This is a genomic window from Halorussus marinus (assembly GCF_004521895.1).
Classification (GTDB): domain Archaea; phylum Halobacteriota; class Halobacteria; order Halobacteriales; family Haladaptataceae; genus Halorussus; species Halorussus marinus.
In genome coordinates, this window is sequence record NZ_SBIR01000016.1 from 52036 (window position 1) to 70648 (window position 18613).

Below are 18613 nucleotides of genomic sequence, written 5' to 3' on the forward strand. Positions count from 1 at the left end.
AAAATGGGCCGGATTGAGGCGAACGAGCCGTCGGGGCGGCGCCCGGCCGAGTCAGTCCGCGCCGGTGCCCGCCCCGACGTCGGATTCGCGGGCGATCCGCTTCCACTCGCCGGTCCAGAACCGGAAGACGTTGACCGCCGCCCGGACGTACATGTCCCCGACGATGGAGACGTACACCGCGGTCAGTCCCAGCCCGAGGCCGGGCGCGAGCGTCCACGGCCCGACCGAGAACAGCGTGACCCCCGGCGCGACCGCGAGGAACGCGATCGGGAGCTTGAACAGATAGCTCCCCACGATCGTGCCGTAGAACGGCCAGCGGGTGTCGCCCGCGCCCCGCAGGCCGCCCCGCATCGTCCGCGAGACGCTGAAGCCCGCGACGCCGAGCCCGAACACCCGGATGAACGTCACCGTCAGGTCGACGTGTTCGGTGCCGAACGCGACCGCGAGCGGTCTGGCCGCCGCGACCAGCACGACCGCGATCAGCAACTGGGTTATCAGGGCGATCCGGAGAGTCTGCCAGCCGTACGCGTCGGCCTCCTCGTCGTTGCCCGCCCCGATCGACTGGCCGACGAGCGTCGAGGAGGCGGTCGAGTACCCCCACGCGGGCATCAGCGCGAGCAACATCACTCGCCGGCCGATGGCGTAGGCCGCGACCACCGGCGTCCCGAGGGTCGTGAGCACGACCAGAAACGGGAATCGTCCGAACGTCCGGGCGAGTCGGGTCCCCGCCAGCGGCAGGCCCACCCGGACGATCTCGGTCGCGATCGACCAGTCCCACTGCTTGCCCCCGAGCGGGAGTCGGACCGAGAACCGCCCCGAGAGGAGCACGCCGGTGAACAGGACCGCCGCGAGGGTGTTGGCGATGGCGGTCCCCCACGCCGCCCCGGCGACGCCGAGAGTCGGGAACGGACCCAGCCCGAAGATCAGGACCGCGTTCAGCCCGATGTTCGTCGGGAGGGTGAGCAGTCGGATGTACATCGGGGTCCGGGTGTCGCCGACGCCGGCGAGCGCGCGGGCGGCGATCATGCTCCAGAACCGGAACGTGACCGACAGCATGATGATCCGGAGGTAGAGCGCGCCGAGTTCGATCGTCCGGGGGTCGTCGGTCAGCAGCGCGATCATGCCGTCGGCGTACACCCACGTCGCGGCGGTGATCGGAACCGCGAGCAACAGCGCGATCCACAGCGACTGCTTGATCGCGAAGTTGGCCTTCTCGTGTTCGTCGGCGCCTTCGAACCGCGAGACGACGCTGATGGTGCCGCTGGTCAGTCCCAGCGAGATGCCGAACGGGACGAAGAAGTACTGAAATCCGAGTTCGAGCGCCGCGACCGCAGTCGACCCCATCGCCTGTCCCACCATGAAGAAGTCCGCGACCCGGAGCAGTGTGCGCATCCCGCCGGTGACCATCACCGGAACCGCCAGATCGAACGCCTCCTCGCCCTTCTCGCGATCGAGCAGGCCGAGGCGCGCGAGCGCGGCCGGAAAGAGAAACGCGACGGCGCGCGCCCGGCGCTTGGCGTCGTCGAGCATCGATCCGAGTGATTCGAGTGGCCGGTGTAAACCGTTTTGGCATCACCGCGTCGGTTGCCGGTCCTCGCTCGGGGCCACAGCGCTGAAAACAGCTCCCCACACCCCGATGGTCGGCCCGCTCGCGACTACCGGTCGGGCTCTTCCCAGCCGTCGGGCACCTCGATGACGTACTTGCCGTCCTCTTGAAGCGCGATGATGTACTCCTCGCGCTCGTACAGCTCCATCAGGTTGAGTTCGTACTGCCCGGGCTCGACGATCCGGATACTCTCGAACTGGCTGTTGAGCTCCTCGCGGAGCTCTTCGAGCCCCGGCGAGTCGTCGTCGGGCGTATCGACGACCTCACCGTCCGGCGGCGTCTCGGGTCCGGCGGCCGGAGCGTCGGGGAGTTCGTCGTCGGAGACGACGTCGCTTCGCGCGCTCGCCTGCGCGGTGTCTTCGCCGGTCGCGGACCGCGTGGCGGCCTCGGGATCGGGCGACCCCGCGTCGGCCGTGTCGCGTCCCGGCGACTCGCGCCGGTCGGTCTCGGTGCCGGTTCCCACCCAGTCGCGGACGGTCGCGGCCGCCCGACCGACGGCGCCCGCGCCGTCGTCGCCCTCCGCGTCGCCCGCGGTCGGCCCGCGCTCGGACGCCGAGGCGTCCCCGACCGAGGATCGGGCGTCGGGCGCTTCGGGGGCCTTCTTCGGGGCGGTCCCGCCGGCGTCGCGGGGGGTCGCGTCGGCGCCCCCCGTTTCGGGTCCGGGATCGACCGCGCCCGACGGCCGGAACTGGAACTTGTTGCCGCCACAGTCCGGACACCCCGAGAGCATCTCCTTCGAGCCGTCGGCGAACGCGCGTCCGCAGTTGGTACACTGGTGGGGCATTATTTCCGGGAGACGAGCGCGCTGATGAGGTTCTCGTCCTTGTGGAGGGTCTCGATCTGGTTCGCGGGACCGATGACGGTGAGCTTCGCGGTCGACTCCTTGCCCATCAGCCGGTCGAGGAAGCTCTGGTCGGAAGTCTCCGAGCGGGGGTAAGTCTCGATCTCGATGCCGTTGAACTCGTCGGGGCTGATCTCGGTCATCGTCACCTCGATGAGTTTGCTCTCCTCGTCGGGGGACAGCCCCTGTTCGAGGATGACGATGTTGCCGTCGCGGACGCCGTCGAGTATCATCCGTATCTTCTCCATCGACGCCATCTCGGCCATCCGGTCGGCGCCGATGAGATCGATCTGAACGCCGCCTCCGCCGTCGTTGGGGCCGTCCTCTTTCACTTCCGGCATCGTATCACCCGAAGTACTCCGCGATTTTCTCGTACACTTCGTCCATGTTGTCGCCTTCCAGCGCCGACGAGGGGATCGTCTCGTGTTGAGGGAAGGCGTTGCGGATGCGCTGAACGCTCGAATCTTCGAGGTCTGTCTTGTTGGCGAGAATCAAGACCGGGAGGTCCTGGCTCTCGATGATGCCGATGAGCATAGTGTTTACCTGCGTGAACGGGTCGGTCGTGCTGTCGAGCACGTAGATGACCCCGTCCACGTCCTCGCGGAGCCAGTGCATCGCCTCCGCGACGCCCTCGGTCGCCTCCCGGGAACGTCGGACGGCGTCTTCCTTTTCCATGTCGTGGTCGAGGAACTCCTCGTAGTCGACCTTCGTCGTCACGCCCGGCGTGTCGACGATGTCGATCGTTACCTTCTTTCCGTTGCGCTCGATCTCGACGTTCTCCTTGCGGCGGGCCCGTCGGGTTTCGTGTGGAATGTGGCTCTCCGGACCGACGGCGTCGCCGGTCCAGTCGCGGGCGATTCGGTTCGCGAGCGTCGTCTTGCCGGCGTTGGGCGGCCCGTAGATGCCGATACGCTTCGGTTCCTGTGCGGAGAATAGCTTGTCAGTGACGCGGGATACGCTGTCTTTGAGATCCGTGAACAATCCCATCCTTTCCTCCCAGTCCTCCGCTATCGGTTAAGAGTACCGTCACGGGGGCTGTTGCGCGAACAACATTACCCCACTCACTTAAACCTACGTCAGACAACGTGGTGTCGAAAACACGTATTCGGGATCTGACAGCGGTTCCGGTACTATATCTCCATGATCTGTCGATAGTAGTTCGTTTAGCATGTCTCTGGCCCGGAGGGCTATGGGAGTGTAGCGCCCGCACGCGAATCTCAGCCATATGAGGTGCGTCGGAGATGGTTCGTCGGGCTGGGGTGCTGTGGATGGTTCGTCGGGCTGGAGTGCTGTGGATGGTTCGACAGAGAGGGCGCGTGAAGGGCCGGACTTTCGACGCGTCGTTTGCGACCAGTAGTGAACTCGATACCGTCTCGCTCCGGTTCGGTGGTGAACTCGAATCAGAGTCGACTCGCCCCCGAATTTCGAGTCGAGTCGGTCGGCGTTTCCAATCGAAACGAGGGGGTTGTGAGCCCGAGCCAATGGAGAAAGAGACGGGGTCGGGTTCGACCACTGAACGCGCTCGACCGTTCGATTCGACGGGTCGAGAGTTCGAAAGCTAGCGAACGTTCATACTATTCGTCTGTCGACGCCGACGGAGGAGGTCTTCGGGCGGCGTCGTTCTGACCACCCCCACCCCTTCGTTTCAAGTGGAACGGGCGAATCGCCGGGGTGGGGTGCGGGTTCGGAGCGATCGGCGAATATAATTCACCATCCGAAACAACTAAACTATAGATTAGCTTTGGTTCGCGGATATTGTTTAAGCCATGTTGTAATAAATGCTCTGGTTCTAGAGACCCCCTCCCCGCCCCACCGTGTTTCTCCGTCTCCACCCGAAACGAAGGGGTGGGGGGTGGAGTGTTCCTCGCCACCATCTTCCGGGGTCGGTCCGAGCGATCGGGTCGGTCCGATAACTGCTCTCTCGGGCGAGTGTGAGACCACCGCGCGAATCGAGTCGCGGCTACTCAGGATCGGCCCGCGAACTATCGCTACGAAAATGACAGCTATATTTACAGTCAGGAGATGATACGTGTCCGAGACGGCGCTTGGAGTCCCACTTTTTCCGGCGAACCTCGTGCGATCTCCCCGCCGGAGATCGTTTCGACTGCGAACTCGGTCGGCCACCGAGGAAAGAAGAAAGAGTTTAATACCCTCCTGGACCTTTGGTTCATTTGCATCAACTGGACGCGCCGGCGACTTCTCGCCTTCGGCTTCCCGGCTCTCTCGGCCGGTATCGCCGGATTTCGTCGTACGAAGCGCGTCTTCCACCTGAAACGTAGGGGTCGGAACGCACGCATGTCTGACGAAAACACGCAACCGACGGACGACGGGGTCGAGGTGAGTCCCGACAGTAGCTTCGAGAACGTCGACCTCGACGACGTCGTGCTCGACGACGAGGACGACGACCAGGGCCTGTTCGACGATCTGCTGTCGGGCGAGCCCATCTTCGAGAACAAGGAGGTCCTCCGGCCGTCGTACACGCCACACGAACTCCCGCACCGCAAAGACCAGATCAACAACATGGCGACGATTCTGGTCGCGGCGCTCCGGGGAGAGACGCCGTCGAACATCCTCATCTACGGCAAGACCGGGACCGGCAAGACCGCCAGCGCGAAGTTCGTCAGCAAGGAGCTAGAGAGCACCTCCCAGAAGTACGACGTCCCCTGCAACGTCGAGTACATCAACTGCGAGGTGACCGACACCCAGTATCGCGTGCTCGCCCAGCTCGCGAACAAGTTCATCGAGTCAAACCGGGAGTTCGTCACCGGTCGCATCGAGGAGCTGTCGGCGCTCCGCGAGGAGGCGACCGCCGACCCCGCCGCGCTCGCGGACACCGAGTTCGACTCGACGGCGGAGATATCCGCCCGGATCGAGGAGCGCGAGGCCGACCGCGAGGAGATGGAGTCGGTCCCGATGACCGGCTGGCCGACCGACCGTGTCTACAGCACCTTCTTCGACGCGGTCGACTACGAGGAACGGGTGGTCGTCATCATGCTCGACGAGATCGACAAGCTGGTCGAGAAGTCCGGCGACGACACCCTCTACAACCTCTCGCGGATGAACTCCGAACTGGACAACTCCCGGGTCTCGATCATCGGCATCTCGAACGACCTCAAGTTCACCGACTTCCTCGACCCCCGGGTGAAGTCCTCGCTCGGCGAGGAGGAGATCGTCTTTCCGCCCTACGACGCCAATCAGCTCCGGGACATCCTCCAGCACCGCGCCGACGTGGCGTTCAAGGCCGACGCGCTCAGCGACGACGTGATCCCGCTGTGTGCGGCGTTCGCCGCACAGGAGCACGGCGACGCCCGCCGGGCGCTCGACCTGCTCCGGACCGCGGGGGAACTCGCCGAGCGCGACCAGTCGGAGGGCGTGACCGAGACCCACGTCCGGAAGGCCCAGGAGAAGATCGAACTCGACCGCGTGGTCGAGGTGGTCCGGACGCTCCCGACCCAGTCGAAGCTCGTGCTGTTCTCGATCATCTCGCTCGAGAAAAACGGCGTCCACAACATCAACACCGGCGAGGTGTACAACATTTACAAGCGCCTCTGCGAGGAGATCGACGCCGACGTGCTCACCCAGCGCCGGGTGACCGACCTCATCAGCGAACTCGACATGCTCGGAATCGTGAACGCGGTCGTCGTCTCGAAGGGCCGGTACGGCCGCACGAAGGAGATCAGCCTCTCGGTGCCGATCGACGAGACCGAGGCGGTGTTGATGTCCGACTCGCGGCTCGGCGACATCGAGAACGTCCAGCCGTTCGTACAGGCCCGGTTCGACAACTGACGGCGCTCGTTACGCTCGACTCGAAACGGAGGCACTCGCTGTCGAACGCGTCGTCGACTCGAAACGGAGGCACTCGCTGTCGAACGCGTCGTCGACTCGAAACGGAGGGGCTACGCGGCCCCCGAGAAGTAAAGGCGCACCCACCCGAGCCACGGGATCCGGACCTCCGCGGTCCCGCGGACCCAGTCGGGTTTCACGACCGTCGAGATCCGTCTGGCCTGATCGTACTCGCCGTTGTTGTCCCCCTTCGTGATGAACCCGGCGTGGGGCGCCGGGCAGTTCGCGAGTTCCCCGCAGTTGTCGGCTCGCAGGTACTGCTTGTTGGCCTCGTCGTACCAGTTCTCGCCGCTCTCGACCCAGAACATCGCGCGGTGTATTATGGGCGTCCTTCCGGGGTCGCCGTTCTGCGTGTAGATGATCACGTCGCCGGGGTTGTTGAACTTCGAGTAGCCCGCCTCGGCGCCGGCCCGATACGTCACGATCCCGGTGTCGGCGTGCGCGATGTCGGGGGCGAGGCGGCCTTCCTCCATCACGAACACCAGATCGCCCTTGTACATCTGGGGTTCCATGCTCCCGCTCTCGATGGCGACCATCGGCGGCCAGACGCCGCTCGCGGCGAACAGCAACAGTCCGATCGCCACGACGATCGCGGCGCTACTCAGCAGTTCGCGGACGAACACGACCGCCCCGTGGTCGCTCCGGCGGAAGCGCCCGATCAGCTCGATCGGCCCGGTGTCGCTCGGCTCGCCGCCGTCCGAGCGCGGTCCCGGCGGGCCGTTCGACCGGGCCGCCGGCGCGTCCGAGCGCGATCCCGACTGAGCGTCCGGTCCGAGCCCGTCGTTCGACCCCGACGGCGACGCCGCAGTGTCGCCCCGGCTACCGTCGTCGGCGGACTCGTCCGACGAAGTGTCGTCGCGGGGAGCACTCATCGCCCCCACCTTACCCGTCCGAGGTTGTCAATTTTCCGGGTCACCGGCGCCGAACGCCCGGATCGGTTCGGCACGCTTTTGCTTCCGCCCCGAAATGTGGCGTACGTGCCGATGGAGACCCCGGCCCGCATCGTCAGCGAACTCACCAGCCGCGGGTACAACGCCGATCCCGAGGCGGTGACGCTGCTCGCGGGCGCCGACGAACCGGGGCTCGCGCTCGCGGCCGCGGTCGAACGCGCCCCCGACGACGCGCTGAAGCTCTCGGCCGACCACGTCCGTCGCGTCCTCGACGACGCCGGCGCGAACGCGAACGCGGACGTCGCGAGCCCCGAACCGCCCGCCCCGAACACCTCTGCTTCTACTGGAGCGAAAAACAGCGCCAATCGAGAGACAGAACGACGAAGCGCAGACGAAACGAAGGGGGTAGAAAGCGCGGACCGAGACGCCTCTCGGCCCGAGCAGTTCGTCCGGGACCCCGACCTCGACGCGCGGTCGCTCGACATTGCGGGCGATGTGACCGGCGAGAGCACCGGAACCGGCGAGTACGAGGACTTCGTCTCGGTGTTTCGCGACCGGTACAAGCGCCTCGCCTCGCAACTTCGCTCGCGGGTCAACGTCCGACCGACGTCCGCGGTTCGGAAGATGCCCGGCGGCGGCGACACCGCCATCGTCGGGATGATCAGCGACATCCGCTCGACCGCGAGCGGTCACTGGCTCATCGAACTCGAAGACACCAGCGGGACGTACCCCTGTCTGGTGATGAAAGACCGGGAGTTCGCCGACGTGGTCGACGAACTCCTCTTCGACGAGGTCATCGCCGTCGAGGGCACGCTCTCGGACGACAACGACGACGGCGACGGCATCCTGTTCGTCGACTCGCTGTACTTCCCGGACGTGCCCCGGACCTACGAGCCCTCGACCGCCGACCGCCACGTCCAGGCCGCGCTCATCAGCGACGTCCACGTCGGGAGCCAGGAGTTCATGGCCGACGCGTGGTCGCGGTTCGCCGACTGGCTCCACACAGAGGAGGCCGAACGCGTCGAGTACCTCCTGCTCGCCGGTGACATGGTCGAAGGCGTCGGCGTCTACCCGGATCAAGACGAGGAACTCGACATCGTCGACATCTACGATCAGTACGAGCAGTTCTCCGAACACCTCAAGGAGGTGCCCGGGGATCTCGACATCGTCATGATCCCGGGCAACCACGACGCGGTCCGACTCGCCGAACCCCAACCCGGCTTCGACGACGAACTCCGGTCGATCATGTCGGCTCACGACGCCGAGATCACCGGCAACCCCTCGACGGTGACCGTCGAGGGCGTCGACGTCCTGATGTACCACGGGGTCTCGCTCGACGAGGTCATCGCCGAACTCCCCGAGGAGAAGGCGAGCTACGAGGAGCCACACAAGGCGATGTACCAACTCCTGAAAAAGCGCCACGTCGCCCCGCAGTTCGGCGGCAAGACCCGCCTCGCGCCCGAGGAGCGAGACTACCTCGTGATGGATCAGGTCCCGGACGTGTTCCACACCGGCCACGTCCACAAGCTCGGGTGGGGGAAGTACCACAACGTGCTCGCGGTCAACTCCGGCTGTTGGCAGGCTCAGACCGCGTTCCAGAAGTCGGTGAACATCGACCCAGACGCAGGCTTCGCGCCGATTCTCGACCTCGACACCCTCGACATGACCGTCCGGAAGTTCAGCTGATTCTCCGCGTCGCGACGCCTCCTCGGATCTCGGACCGACCGTGTGGCGCGGTACCGAAGGCTCCACCCGAAACGGAGGGGTTCGGCCGCGATTCCCCCGCGGGACGGTGGGAGCTGATCGTCTCATCCGTGGCGTCGCCGACGGCTCCTCCGACGCCGCCCGACCAGATCCCGACCCGTCGATCGTCCTCACCGCGAGGGCGGGTCGAGCCGGTACTTCAGGGTGCGGCCACCGTCGAACCGCGGACCGCTCCCGGCGGGTTCGAACCCCGCCGCCTCGACGACCGACGCCGTCCCCTCCTCGCGTTCGGGGACCAACACTTCGACGCTCATCCCCTCCTTGCGGGCGAATCGGATCGGCTCCTCGAGCAGGCGCTCGCGGGCGTCGGGCGACCCGCGAAGATACGTCACCCTGACGGTGCCGGGCATCGCGTCGAAGCCGACGAAGCCGACGATTTCGGTCTCGCCGTCGGCCTCCGTTTCGGCCACTCGGACCGTCCGGTCGTGGACCACGTTACGCATCACTTCCGCGGGCGCGTCGGCGAACTCGCCGAGCGCGTCGTCGTCGTCCTCGACCGCGTCTCGTACACGCACTGGTTTCGATTAGACGACCGCGAAGTTAAAGCCCGCGGGGACCCCGTCGCGATGGCCGGCAACGCGTAGTTTCTTCTCGGTCGGCTCCGTATCCGCGCGTATGAGTGACACGGACGACGCCCCCCGGCTCTGTGACTTCTGTCGGCTCCCCTTATCGTGTGGCCGCGAGACGCTGAGCCATCGGGGCGCCACCTACGAGTTCTGCTCGGAGGCGTGTCGGACGGCGATGCGCGAGACCGATCGGGTGTTCACCGAGTACCACGGCCACCGTCGGATGCGGACCGGCGTGTCGGGCCTCGACGCGGGCCTTCCTCAAGGACTTCCGCGCAACTCGTTCGTGCTGGTGTCGAGCGACGAGGGCGCCCGTAACGAGACGCTACTGGCCGAACTCGTCTGGCGCGCCCTAGAGCGCGACGAGCCCGCAGTCGTCGTCACCTTCACCGAGCCGCCGGTCTCGGTCGTCGAGAACTTCCTCGCGCTCGACTGGAACGTCCTGCCGTATCTGGAGTCGGGGCGGCTCCACATCCTCGACTGTTTCACGTATCGGGTGAGCGATCGCGACCGGATGTTCGACCGGATGAACGAGTGGACAAGCCACATCCGCCGGATCGCCCGGGACGTGACCGAGACGGTCAGAGACCCAAGCGACGTGAGCGAACTCCAGAACAAACTCGACGGGTGTCTCGAAGCGCTCGGGATGACCGACGCCGGCGTCGTGACGATCGACTCGCTGACGGAGTTCGGTACGCTCGTCCAGCCGATACGGGCCTACGACTGCGTGAAAGACGTCCGGGCCGACGTCTGTAAAGGCCGGTTCGTCCCGGTGTTCGCCGGGGGGACCATCACCGGCGAGGAGCGGACGTTCCCCCACGACCTCGGGTATGCGGTCGACGGCATCGTCGACATGCAGATGAACGGCTCGATCGTCCGAGACACCCTCATCAAGCGGCTCCGGATCCGAAAGATGAACGGCGTGCTGTCGATCCCGGAGTGGACCGCCTACGAGTTCACCGCGGGTCGGGGGCTGGTCACGTTCGACCCGATCGCGGAGATGGACGACCCCGCCGAGGGCGACGGTCCCGTCGATCCGGACTCCGACGGCCCCGACCCCGCCGAGCGATCGCCCGCCGACGCAGAGCCAAACGCCCACTCGCCGGACGCTCCGGGCCCCCGTGAGGAGTGATTCCCGGCCGGCAAGCTTCTCGCACATGAAAGCAGTTATCTGCACGCCACAGCTACTCTCCCATATGTTTACTACCCGCACGCGAGGGCCGACCAGTCCACAGGTGATCGTATGCGCGTCGTAGCCAAGTTCGGCGGGACGAGCCTCGGCAGCGGCGATCGCATCAACCGGGCGGCCGACTCCATCGCGGACGCGGTCGCGCAGGGCCACGAGATCGCGGTCGTCGCGAGCGCGATGGGCAACACCACCGACGAACTCCTCGACGAGATCGAGTTCGAGGCCGACGATCCCGACCGCGCCGAGATCGTCAGCATGGGCGAACGCACCAGCGTCCGGATGCTGAAGGCGGCGCTCTCGTCTCGGGGCGTCGAGGCAGTCTTCGTCGAGCCCGGCTCGGGCCGGTGGCCGATCTACACCGACGGCCACGGCGAGGTCGACGCCGAGCGGACGAAGGCGGCGGTCGCGGAGCTCGCGGCCGAACTCGGCGACGTGGTCCCGGTGATCACGGGCTTTCTCGCCGAGGACGACGAGGGCAACGTCACCACGCTCGGGCGCGGGGGCTCGGACACGACCGCCGTGATGCTCGGCAACTACATCGACGCCGACGAGGTGGTCATCGTCACCGACGTGGAAGGCGTGATGACCGGCGACCCCCATGTTGTCGAAGGCGCGCGCAACGTCGGGAAGATCTCGGTCGACGAACTCCGGAACCTCTCGTTCCGCGGGGCCGAAGTCGTCGCGCCCAGCGCGCTCTCGTACAAGGACGAGACCCTCGATGTCCGTGTGGTCCACTACCAGCACGGCGACCTGCTCGCGGGCGGCACCGACATCATCGGGGAGTTCGAGAACCTCATCGACATGCGCGAGGAGCCCCTGGCCTGCCTCACGGTCGCGGGCCGGGCCATCCGAAACCAGCCGGGGATCCTCGCCGACCTCTCGACGGCACTGGGCGACAGCGACATCAACATCGACGCGGCCGCCAGCGGGATGGACTCGATCACCTTCTACGTCGACGAGGACGTCGCCGAGCGCGCCGAGAACATCCTCCACCGCGAGGTCATCGACGGCGAGTCGCTGTCGAGCGTCACCGTCGACGACGAAGTGGCGGCCATCCGGGTCACGGGCGGGGAACTCCCCAACCAGCCCGGCGTCATCCGGAACTTCGTCGACCCCCTCTCGGACGCCCACATCAACATCCACGACCTCATCACCAGCGCGACCAGCGTCGCGGTGTTCGTCGACTGGGACGACCGCGAGGAGACCTTAGAGATCGTCCAACGGCAGTTTTAACACGACCTACGACTTTTTACAGCGGTCGCACCGAAAGACGCTTCGCGTCTTTCGAGCCTCGGCTCGCTTCGCTCGCCGAGACGCTCCGAGCGGCGCTCGCTTGCAAAAGCTCGATCAAAAACACCGGGAGAGCGAAGCTCTCCCGAGCCTGCGTTCTCCGCTCACGCAGACGCGGCGCTCCTCCCTTCGGTCGTCGCTTGATCCGCTCGCTCACGTCCGTTCGCTCGCGGTGCGCATTGCTCGTGCGCGCGCTTGCGCGCTGTCCCGTGGGTCGGCAGTCACCGTGAAAACGTGTGGGTTGATGCGTCTTCGCACCCGTCTTCCGCCGGCGAGTGCGCAATGTTCTCCCAAACGCTTTTGAGCAATTGCGAACAACTTCCGGGTATGCTACTCGAACCCCGACTCGGTGGGATCGACGGCCAGCCACGGCGACGCCACTCGGACGCGGGGTTCGACTTTTTCTTCGCGGCCTGAACTGAGAGCGGCGGACTCCCCCGTCGAGCGAGAACTCGCCGGCGACGAAACCGCTCGGGGCGTCCGACCCGGAGCCGCGCGCATCGGACGCGCTTCAGAAACGATAAACGGTCGCACAGGGTTGTACCCATCAAGAGCACACCACGCACGATGAAACTACCAGAGTCACAGGCCGCGGTCCTGCGGGCCGCGAGCGCCGACGAGTCGCGGAGTATCGAACGGTTGGCCGACGAGACGGGCCACAAGCCCGAGACGGTCACCGGCGCCGTCTTCGAACTCGAAGACGAGGGGCTGGTCGCCGTCGAGGAGTCGATCGAGGAGACGGTGACGCTCACCGACGAGGCCCGCGAGTACCTCGATTCGGACCTGCCGGAGGTCGACCTGTACGAGACCGCCCTCGACGCCGGGGCCGACGCCGACCCGGTCGAGATGGGTCGCGTCATCGGTCAGTCCGGGCTCGAAGGTCCGGCCGTCGACATCGCGCTCTCGAACTACGCCCGGAAGGGGTACGGCGCGATCGAGAGCGGCGAGATCACCGCCGACCCCGACGCCGACCCCGAGAGCGACGCCGAGGCCGGCGCACTGGCAGACCTCGACGCCGGCGAGGCCGTCGCCGACGAGACGGTCCTCGACCAGCTAGACCGTCGCGAACTGATCGAGCGCGACGAGTCGACCGTCCGGACGGTGACGCTCACCGACGCGGGCGTGACCGCGCTGATGGAGGGCGTCGAGACCGCCGAGACCGTGGGCCAGCTCACCCCCGAGATGCTGACCTCCGGGGAGTGGCGCGACGTGGAGTTCGCCGAGTACAACGTCGAGGCCGACGCCCAGCGCGTCGACGGCGGCAAGACCCACATCCTCCGCCAGACCGCAAACAGGGTCAAAGACACCCTCGTCGGGATGGGTTTCGAGGAGATGGAGGGCCCTCACGTCGACGCGGAGTTCTGGATCAACGACTGCCTGTTCATGCCACAGGACCACCCCGCGCGGACTCACTGGGACCAGTTCGCGTTAGAGACCCCGCGCGAGATCGACGAGCTTCCCGAGGAGTTGGTCGAACGCGTCCGGGACGCCCACCGAAACGGCGTCGGCGAGGACGGCGAGGGCTACCACTCGCCGTGGACCGAGGAGGTCGCGAAGGGGGTCGACCTCCGTGGCCACACCACCTCGCTGTCGATGCGGTACCTCTCGGGCAACGAAGTCGGCGACCTCGAACCGCCCCAGCGCTTTTTCAGCGTCGAGAAGGTGTACCGCAACGACACCCTCGATCCGACCCACCTGCTCGAGTTCTTCCAGATCGAGGGGTGGGTGATGGCCGAGGACCTCTCGGTCCGGGACCTGATGGGCACCTTCGAGGAGTTCTACGCCCAGTTCGGCATCACCGACATCGAGTTCAAGCCCCACTACAACCCCTACACGGAGCCGAGCTTCGAGCTGTTCGGCACGCATCCGACGACGGGTGAGATGGTCGAGATCGGGAACTCCGGAATGTTCCGCGAGGAGGTGCTCGAACCCCTCGAAGTCGACTGTGACGTGATGGCGTGGGGGCTCGCGCTCGAACGCCTGCTCATGCTGATGTACGGCTTCGAGGACATCCGGGACGTCCACGGGACGCTCGCGGACCTCGAACTGCTGCGGGAGACGGAGGTGCTACACTGATGCCAGTCGTCGACGTGAACCCCGACGAACTCCGGGACCTGACCGGCCACGACGAGAAGAGCGACGACGAACTGATCGACGACATGTTCGGGCTCGGACTCGAGTTCGAGGGTCGGACCGAGGACGGCGACCTCCAGCTGGAGTTTGCGCCCGACCGCCTCGACCGGCTCTCGGTCGAAGGCGTCGCGCGGTCGCTTCGCTACCAGTACGGCGACGACCGCGGCGTCTACGTCCCCGGCACGAACGACGCTGACTGGACCATCGCGGTCGACGAGAGCGTCCCCGACGAGCGGCCGTACGTGACCGGCGCCGTGATCCGGGACGTGAGCCTCGACGAGGACGCGCTCGACTCGCTCATCCAGCTCCAGGAGAAGCTCCACGCCACGATGGGCCGCAAGCGCGCGAAGGGTGCGATCGGCATCCACGACCTGACGATGCTGAAAGGGGAAGCCGCCGCCGTCGAGGGGCAGTCGGCCGCCGGCAACTCCATCACCTACCGGGGCGTCGACCCCGACGGCGACCGGTTCGTTCCCCTGGACGCCGACGCGGAGATGACGCCCGCGGACGTTCTGGACTCGCATCCGACCGGCGAGACGTACGCCGACCTCGTGGCCGAGTACGACCGCTACCCCGCGATCTACGACGACATCGGGCTGTTCTCGTTCCCGCCGGTCATCAACGGCCGGCGGACCGAGGTCTCGACAGACTCGCGGGACCTGTTCGTCGAACTAACCGGCACCGACCAGTGGACCATCGACCGGATGTGCAACATCATCTGCTATGCGCTCGACGCCCGGGGCGCGAAGGTCGAAGCGGTCGAGGTCGAGTACCCCGACCGGACGCTCGTGCGACCCGACTTCGAGGTCCGAGAGAAGACGGTGACCCACGACCGGATCGAGAGCCTGCTCGGGATCGATCTGAGCGCCGAGCGCGTGGTCGACCTCCTCGAACGGTCGGGCCTCGACGCCGACCCCGAGGAAGTCGGCGACGACGAGGTCGCCTACACGGTCGAGGTGCCGCCCTACCGGGTGGACGTGCTCCACCCCCTCGACGTCGTCGACGACGTGGGGCGGGCCTACGGTTTCAACGACCTCGAACCGCGCTACCCCGACGTGGGGACGGTCGGCGGCCGCCACGACCGCTCGAAACTCGAAGACGCCGCCCGCGAGGTGCTGGTCGGACTCGGCTTCGAGGACCTGCTGAACTTCCACATGATCAGCGAGCCGGAGAACTTCGACCGGATGCGGATCTCTCGGCCGGAGGGAAGCGACGCCGACCTCGACCACGTCGTCACGGGCGCCGCCGAGCCCGCGACCATCCTCGAACCGTACAGCGAGGACTACACCATGCTCCGGACGTGGGCGCTCCCGTCGCTCATGATGGTGCTCGAAAACAACACCCATCGGGGGTATCCGCAGGACCTCGCGGAGATCGGGCTCGCGGCCCGGGTCGACGACGCCGAAAACACTGGCGTCGCGGAACGCCGGACGGTCGCGGGCGTCCTCGCGCGCCACGACGCCTCCTACGAGGACGCGAAGGCCCGCTTGCAGGCGATCGCGCGCAACTTCGACGCCGACCTCGAAACCCCGGCGACCGACCACCCGTCGTTCATCGACGGGCGCGCCGCGGCGGTCGTCATCGACGGCGAAGACGTGGGCGTTATCGGCGAAATCCACCCCGAAGTGCTCGTCGAACACGACCTCGAACTCCCCGTCGCGGCCTTCGAGTTCCGACTGGACGCGCTGGCGTAACGGCCTCGACCTCGTCAGTCGAGATCCTCGCCTACGGCGTCCTCGACGTTATCGAAGCCGTCGCGGTCCAGCAGTTCGAGGAGCCCCTCGTTGATGTCGCGCGCGATGGACGGGCCCCGGTAAACCAGTCCGGTGTAGAGTTGAATCACACGCGCGCCCGCGCGAATCTTCCGGTAGGCGTCCTCGGCGGTGAACACTCCGCCGACGCCGACGACCGGGACGTCCGTACGGTCGGCGACGAACCGGACCATCTCGGTGGCCCGGCCCTCGATCGGCTTCCCCGAGAGCCCGCCCGTCTCGGCGCGGTTGTGGCTTCGGAGCCCCTCCGGTCGGTCTGTCGTCGTGTTTGTCGCGATAACGCCGTCGAGGCCGAGTTCGTTCACGAGGTCGAGGGCGTCCTCGACCGCGGGATCCGGGAGGTCGGGAGAGAGTTTGACCAGCAGGGGGCTCGCGCCCGCGTCGAGGAGTTCGCCGAGGATAGCCGCCATCGATTCGCGGTTCTGTAGCTCACGAAAGCCCTCGGAGTTGGGACACGAGACGTTGACGACGAAAAAGTCCCCGCCGTCGGCGACCGCCTCGTACGTTCGTCGATAGTCTGCGGGCGCCGCCGCGGCGTCGACGTGCTCGGTCTTGGCGAGGTTGACGCCCACGGGGACGGGCGCGTCGGTCGCCGCGAGGCGGCCGCCGACCGCCTCTGCGCCTCGATTGTTCAGTCCCATTCGGTTGACGATGGCCTCGTCCTCGCGCAGACGAAACATCCGCGGACGAGGGTTGCCGTCTTGGGGCTCGGCGGTGACTCCGCCGACTTCGACGTGTCCGAAGCCGAGGGTTCCCAGCACCGAGGGCACCTGCGCGTTCTTGTCGAACCCGGCCGCGACCCCGACCGGGTTGGCGAACTCCTGACCGAACGCCGAGACGCGAAGGCGGTCGTTTTCGACCCGATAGCGAGTCGCGAGCGCGTCCGCGAGCGGCGTCCCCTGTGTGGCTTCGAGCCCGCGATGGACGAGCCCGTGTGCGGTTTCGGGCGGAAGGGAGAAAAGAAGCGGCTTCACGGCGTCGTAAGCGTTCATCGTCCGTCTACCCCGTCCGGAGCGGTAAAAATCCCCCGCTCGGCTTCAGAACTCGTGTTCGACCTCGTCTTTGTTGGCCTTCTGGATGATGATCTTGTCCTCGCGGACGCGAACGAACACCTCGTCACCGATGTCCATCCCGGCGACGGCCAGCTCGTCTTCGTGGAGATTGATGTGGACGTTGTGGTACTCGCCGTCCTCGCCTTTCGCCCCGCTCGGGCTGAGCTTCTTTTTCCGTACCATCGCGGTATCCTACCAGTTGGTTCGCCACAGAATGTACTTAAGTGTTTTCGACCGACCCATCTCGACGGGCCGCTTCGAGTTCGACCACTCGGACTGCTTATCGTTTCGGGGCGAAATCGCACAGACTGCGCGGTTCGGCCGAAAAAACACCCGACGGCGCCACCGTCGTATTTAATAGTTTCGCCGCGAACGACTCATATCGGCGATATATTTATAATGGGTCCTGTGCTGGGTTGGCATGGAGGAGAAAACCATGGTACGTGAAGATGGTAAGCGAAATTTCGCGCTGCGTGAGTCGGGCGACGAGTCGAGCGTGTTCTCCGGGAATACCCCCCGACAGGCGGCTCTCAAGGCGGCTCGCCGACTCGAACCGGCGCCGTCGGAGGACGACGCCGACCAGACGGAGATCCGTCTCCGCGAGAAAGGCACCGACAAAGTACACATCTACGAGGGCTGGGCGTGGCACGAACAGGCCCCCGACGACAAGCCCGACTGGATGCCCGACGAGATCACCGAGGCTAACGTCTCGAAGCAGGGTATCGAACACCTCGATGAGTAAGCCGGCGGGCAGCGACTCCGTATTTGTTTTCGCCGCGCAGTAGTGAACGCCCCGACGTCCCCCAAACGCGCACGAGATGCGAGTCGTTATAGCGCTGGTGGCGTTAGTGGGACACGCGCGGGCAACACACGCCGTGACGACGCGCACGACGCGCCGGACGATCGGTCGTTCTCCTCCCGCGCCACAGCTTTCGCCCTCGCTCAGCCGTCGCTCTACCATCGGCGCGCTATCTCTCGCACTGGCATGCCACGGTACTGCACCCCGAAGGAGTTCGGGTTCGACGGCCTTAAGTGTAACCCGGCATTCGTTAGGAATGCGAACGAGGTCCCGCGGTTTGGGCCTCCGGAACTCGGCGAGAACCGGCGCCTTTTTGAGGCGCCTCGGCCGACTTCCGCAAGACAACCGATCCAATGCCCTTAAGTGTAGTGGGCTACTCGGATAGAACGTCGACGGCGTCCCTCGATTCGGGACGGCCGAGGCGAGCTCGATCCGACGCCCTTAAGTGATACTAGGGCATTTGGATTGAATGTGCACGAGCCTTCGGGGGTCTTCCCGCCGAAGGCCGGCCCGGTTCGACGCCCTTAAATGAATAGGGCGGTTCGAATCGTAATGCAGTAAACGACACGACGTGATTCGGGACGCGTTCAACTCGCGTCGCGATCTCGGACCGAACTCGCTTCGATGGGTTTAAGACCGATCGAAGCAAACGTTCAGGTCCGAAGGAAATGAGGATTCCACCCCTGCGGTCCGCCGTACACGATGGGATCTGATGTTAGCCCTGGCAGTTCGGTGACACCCGACCAACGATTTGGTTTGGCGTCGTCGAACTGACGGACATTTAGCATTCAGTTGCTTCCGCCAGAGACCCACCGAACCCTTCGTGGTTCGGCAACCATTCCGGTTGATCCTGCCGGAGGCCATTGCT

At 65.9% G+C, this 18613-nt stretch carries 15 protein-coding genes; 7 read left to right on the forward strand and 8 right to left on the reverse strand.

All coding sequences use genetic code 11. The annotated features are described in order from the left end of the window. Nucleotides 1-51: 51 nt before the first annotated feature. From EPL04_RS17455 to EPL04_RS17470, 4 genes are all read right to left on the reverse strand, one after another. On the reverse strand, nucleotides 52-1530 hold the full coding sequence (locus tag EPL04_RS17455; RefSeq protein ID WP_134672461.1) for an MATE family efflux transporter: 1479 nt from the start codon (nucleotides 1528-1530) through the stop codon (nucleotides 52-54). Between the two features lie 125 nt (nucleotides 1531-1655). Beyond that, nucleotides 1656-2390, reverse strand: a complete 735-nt coding sequence (locus tag EPL04_RS17460; RefSeq protein WP_134672462.1) for an OapC/ArvC family zinc-ribbon domain-containing protein — start codon at nucleotides 2388-2390, stop codon at nucleotides 1656-1658. After that, nucleotides 2390-2788 (reverse strand): DUF2073 domain-containing protein, encoded by a 399-nt coding sequence (locus tag EPL04_RS17465; protein ID WP_134672463.1) that lies wholly within the window; start codon nucleotides 2786-2788, stop codon nucleotides 2390-2392. Before EPL04_RS17465 ends, EPL04_RS17460 begins: the two co-directional genes overlap by 1 nt. A gap of 4 nt (nucleotides 2789-2792) precedes the next feature. After that, nucleotides 2793-3434 (reverse strand): Era-like GTP-binding protein, encoded by a 642-nt coding sequence (locus tag EPL04_RS17470; protein WP_134672464.1) that lies wholly within the window; start codon nucleotides 3432-3434, stop codon nucleotides 2793-2795. A gap of 1308 nt (nucleotides 3435-4742) precedes the next feature. Between EPL04_RS17470 and EPL04_RS17475 the strand changes: the two genes are divergently transcribed. After that, a complete protein-coding gene (locus EPL04_RS17475; RefSeq protein WP_134672465.1) occupies nucleotides 4743-6233 on the forward strand; it encodes a Cdc6/Cdc18 family protein in 1491 nt (496 codons plus the stop codon). Nucleotides 6234-6343: 110 nt separating this feature from the next. Here EPL04_RS17475 and EPL04_RS17480 read toward each other — a convergent pair whose 3' ends face one another. Next, the gene (locus EPL04_RS17480) at nucleotides 6344-7162 is read right to left on the reverse strand and encodes a S26 family signal peptidase (protein ID WP_134672466.1); all 819 of its coding nucleotides are present in this window, start codon (nucleotides 7160-7162) and stop codon (nucleotides 6344-6346) included. A gap of 105 nt (nucleotides 7163-7267) precedes the next feature. On the opposite strand from EPL04_RS17480, the gene EPL04_RS17485 reads away from it, so the two are divergent. Next, entirely contained in the window at nucleotides 7268-8866 is a 1599-nt protein-coding gene (locus tag EPL04_RS17485; RefSeq protein ID WP_134672467.1) for a DNA-directed DNA polymerase II small subunit, read from the forward strand. Between the two features lie 188 nt (nucleotides 8867-9054). Here EPL04_RS17485 and EPL04_RS17490 read toward each other — a convergent pair whose 3' ends face one another. Beyond that, nucleotides 9055-9459, reverse strand: coding sequence for a hypothetical protein (locus tag EPL04_RS17490; protein ID WP_134672468.1), 405 nt, complete (start codon nucleotides 9457-9459; stop codon nucleotides 9055-9057). 100 nt (nucleotides 9460-9559) lie between these two features. Here EPL04_RS17490 and EPL04_RS17495 point away from each other — a divergent pair, with 100 nt between their 5' ends. From EPL04_RS17495 to pheT, 4 genes are all read left to right on the forward strand, one after another. Continuing rightward, nucleotides 9560-10642: an ATPase domain-containing protein gene (locus EPL04_RS17495; protein ID WP_134672469.1), complete on the forward strand. Its 1083-nt coding sequence runs from the start codon at nucleotides 9560-9562 to the stop codon at nucleotides 10640-10642. Between the two features lie 111 nt (nucleotides 10643-10753). Beyond that, nucleotides 10754-11932 (forward strand): aspartate kinase, encoded by a 1179-nt coding sequence (locus EPL04_RS17500; protein WP_134672470.1) that lies wholly within the window; start codon nucleotides 10754-10756, stop codon nucleotides 11930-11932. A 624-nt stretch (nucleotides 11933-12556) separates the two neighbouring features. Then, nucleotides 12557-14065: a phenylalanine--tRNA ligase subunit alpha gene (gene pheS, locus EPL04_RS17505; protein WP_134672471.1), complete on the forward strand. Its 1509-nt coding sequence runs from the start codon at nucleotides 12557-12559 to the stop codon at nucleotides 14063-14065. Further along, nucleotides 14065-15816 carry a phenylalanine--tRNA ligase subunit beta gene (pheT, locus tag EPL04_RS17510; protein WP_134672472.1) on the forward strand — a complete coding sequence of 584 codons (1752 nt, stop codon included), beginning with the start codon at nucleotides 14065-14067 and terminating at the stop codon, nucleotides 15814-15816. Before pheS ends, pheT begins: the two co-directional genes overlap by 1 nt. Nucleotides 15817-15830: 14 nt before the next feature. Here the strand turns inward: pheT and EPL04_RS17515 are convergent, their stop codons facing one another. Further along, nucleotides 15831-16886 carry a quinone-dependent dihydroorotate dehydrogenase gene (locus EPL04_RS17515; protein ID WP_134672473.1) on the reverse strand — a complete coding sequence of 352 codons (1056 nt, stop codon included), beginning with the start codon at nucleotides 16884-16886 and terminating at the stop codon, nucleotides 15831-15833. A gap of 45 nt (nucleotides 16887-16931) precedes the next feature. Then, nucleotides 16932-17129, reverse strand: coding sequence for a hypothetical protein (locus tag EPL04_RS17520; protein ID WP_134672474.1), 198 nt, complete (start codon nucleotides 17127-17129; stop codon nucleotides 16932-16934). Between the two features lie 253 nt (nucleotides 17130-17382). Here EPL04_RS17520 and EPL04_RS17525 point away from each other — a divergent pair, with 253 nt between their 5' ends. Continuing rightward, nucleotides 17383-17688 carry a non-histone chromosomal MC1 family protein gene (locus tag EPL04_RS17525; protein WP_134672476.1) on the forward strand — a complete coding sequence of 102 codons (306 nt, stop codon included), beginning with the start codon at nucleotides 17383-17385 and terminating at the stop codon, nucleotides 17686-17688. The last annotated feature ends 925 nt before the right edge of the window (nucleotides 17689-18613 follow it).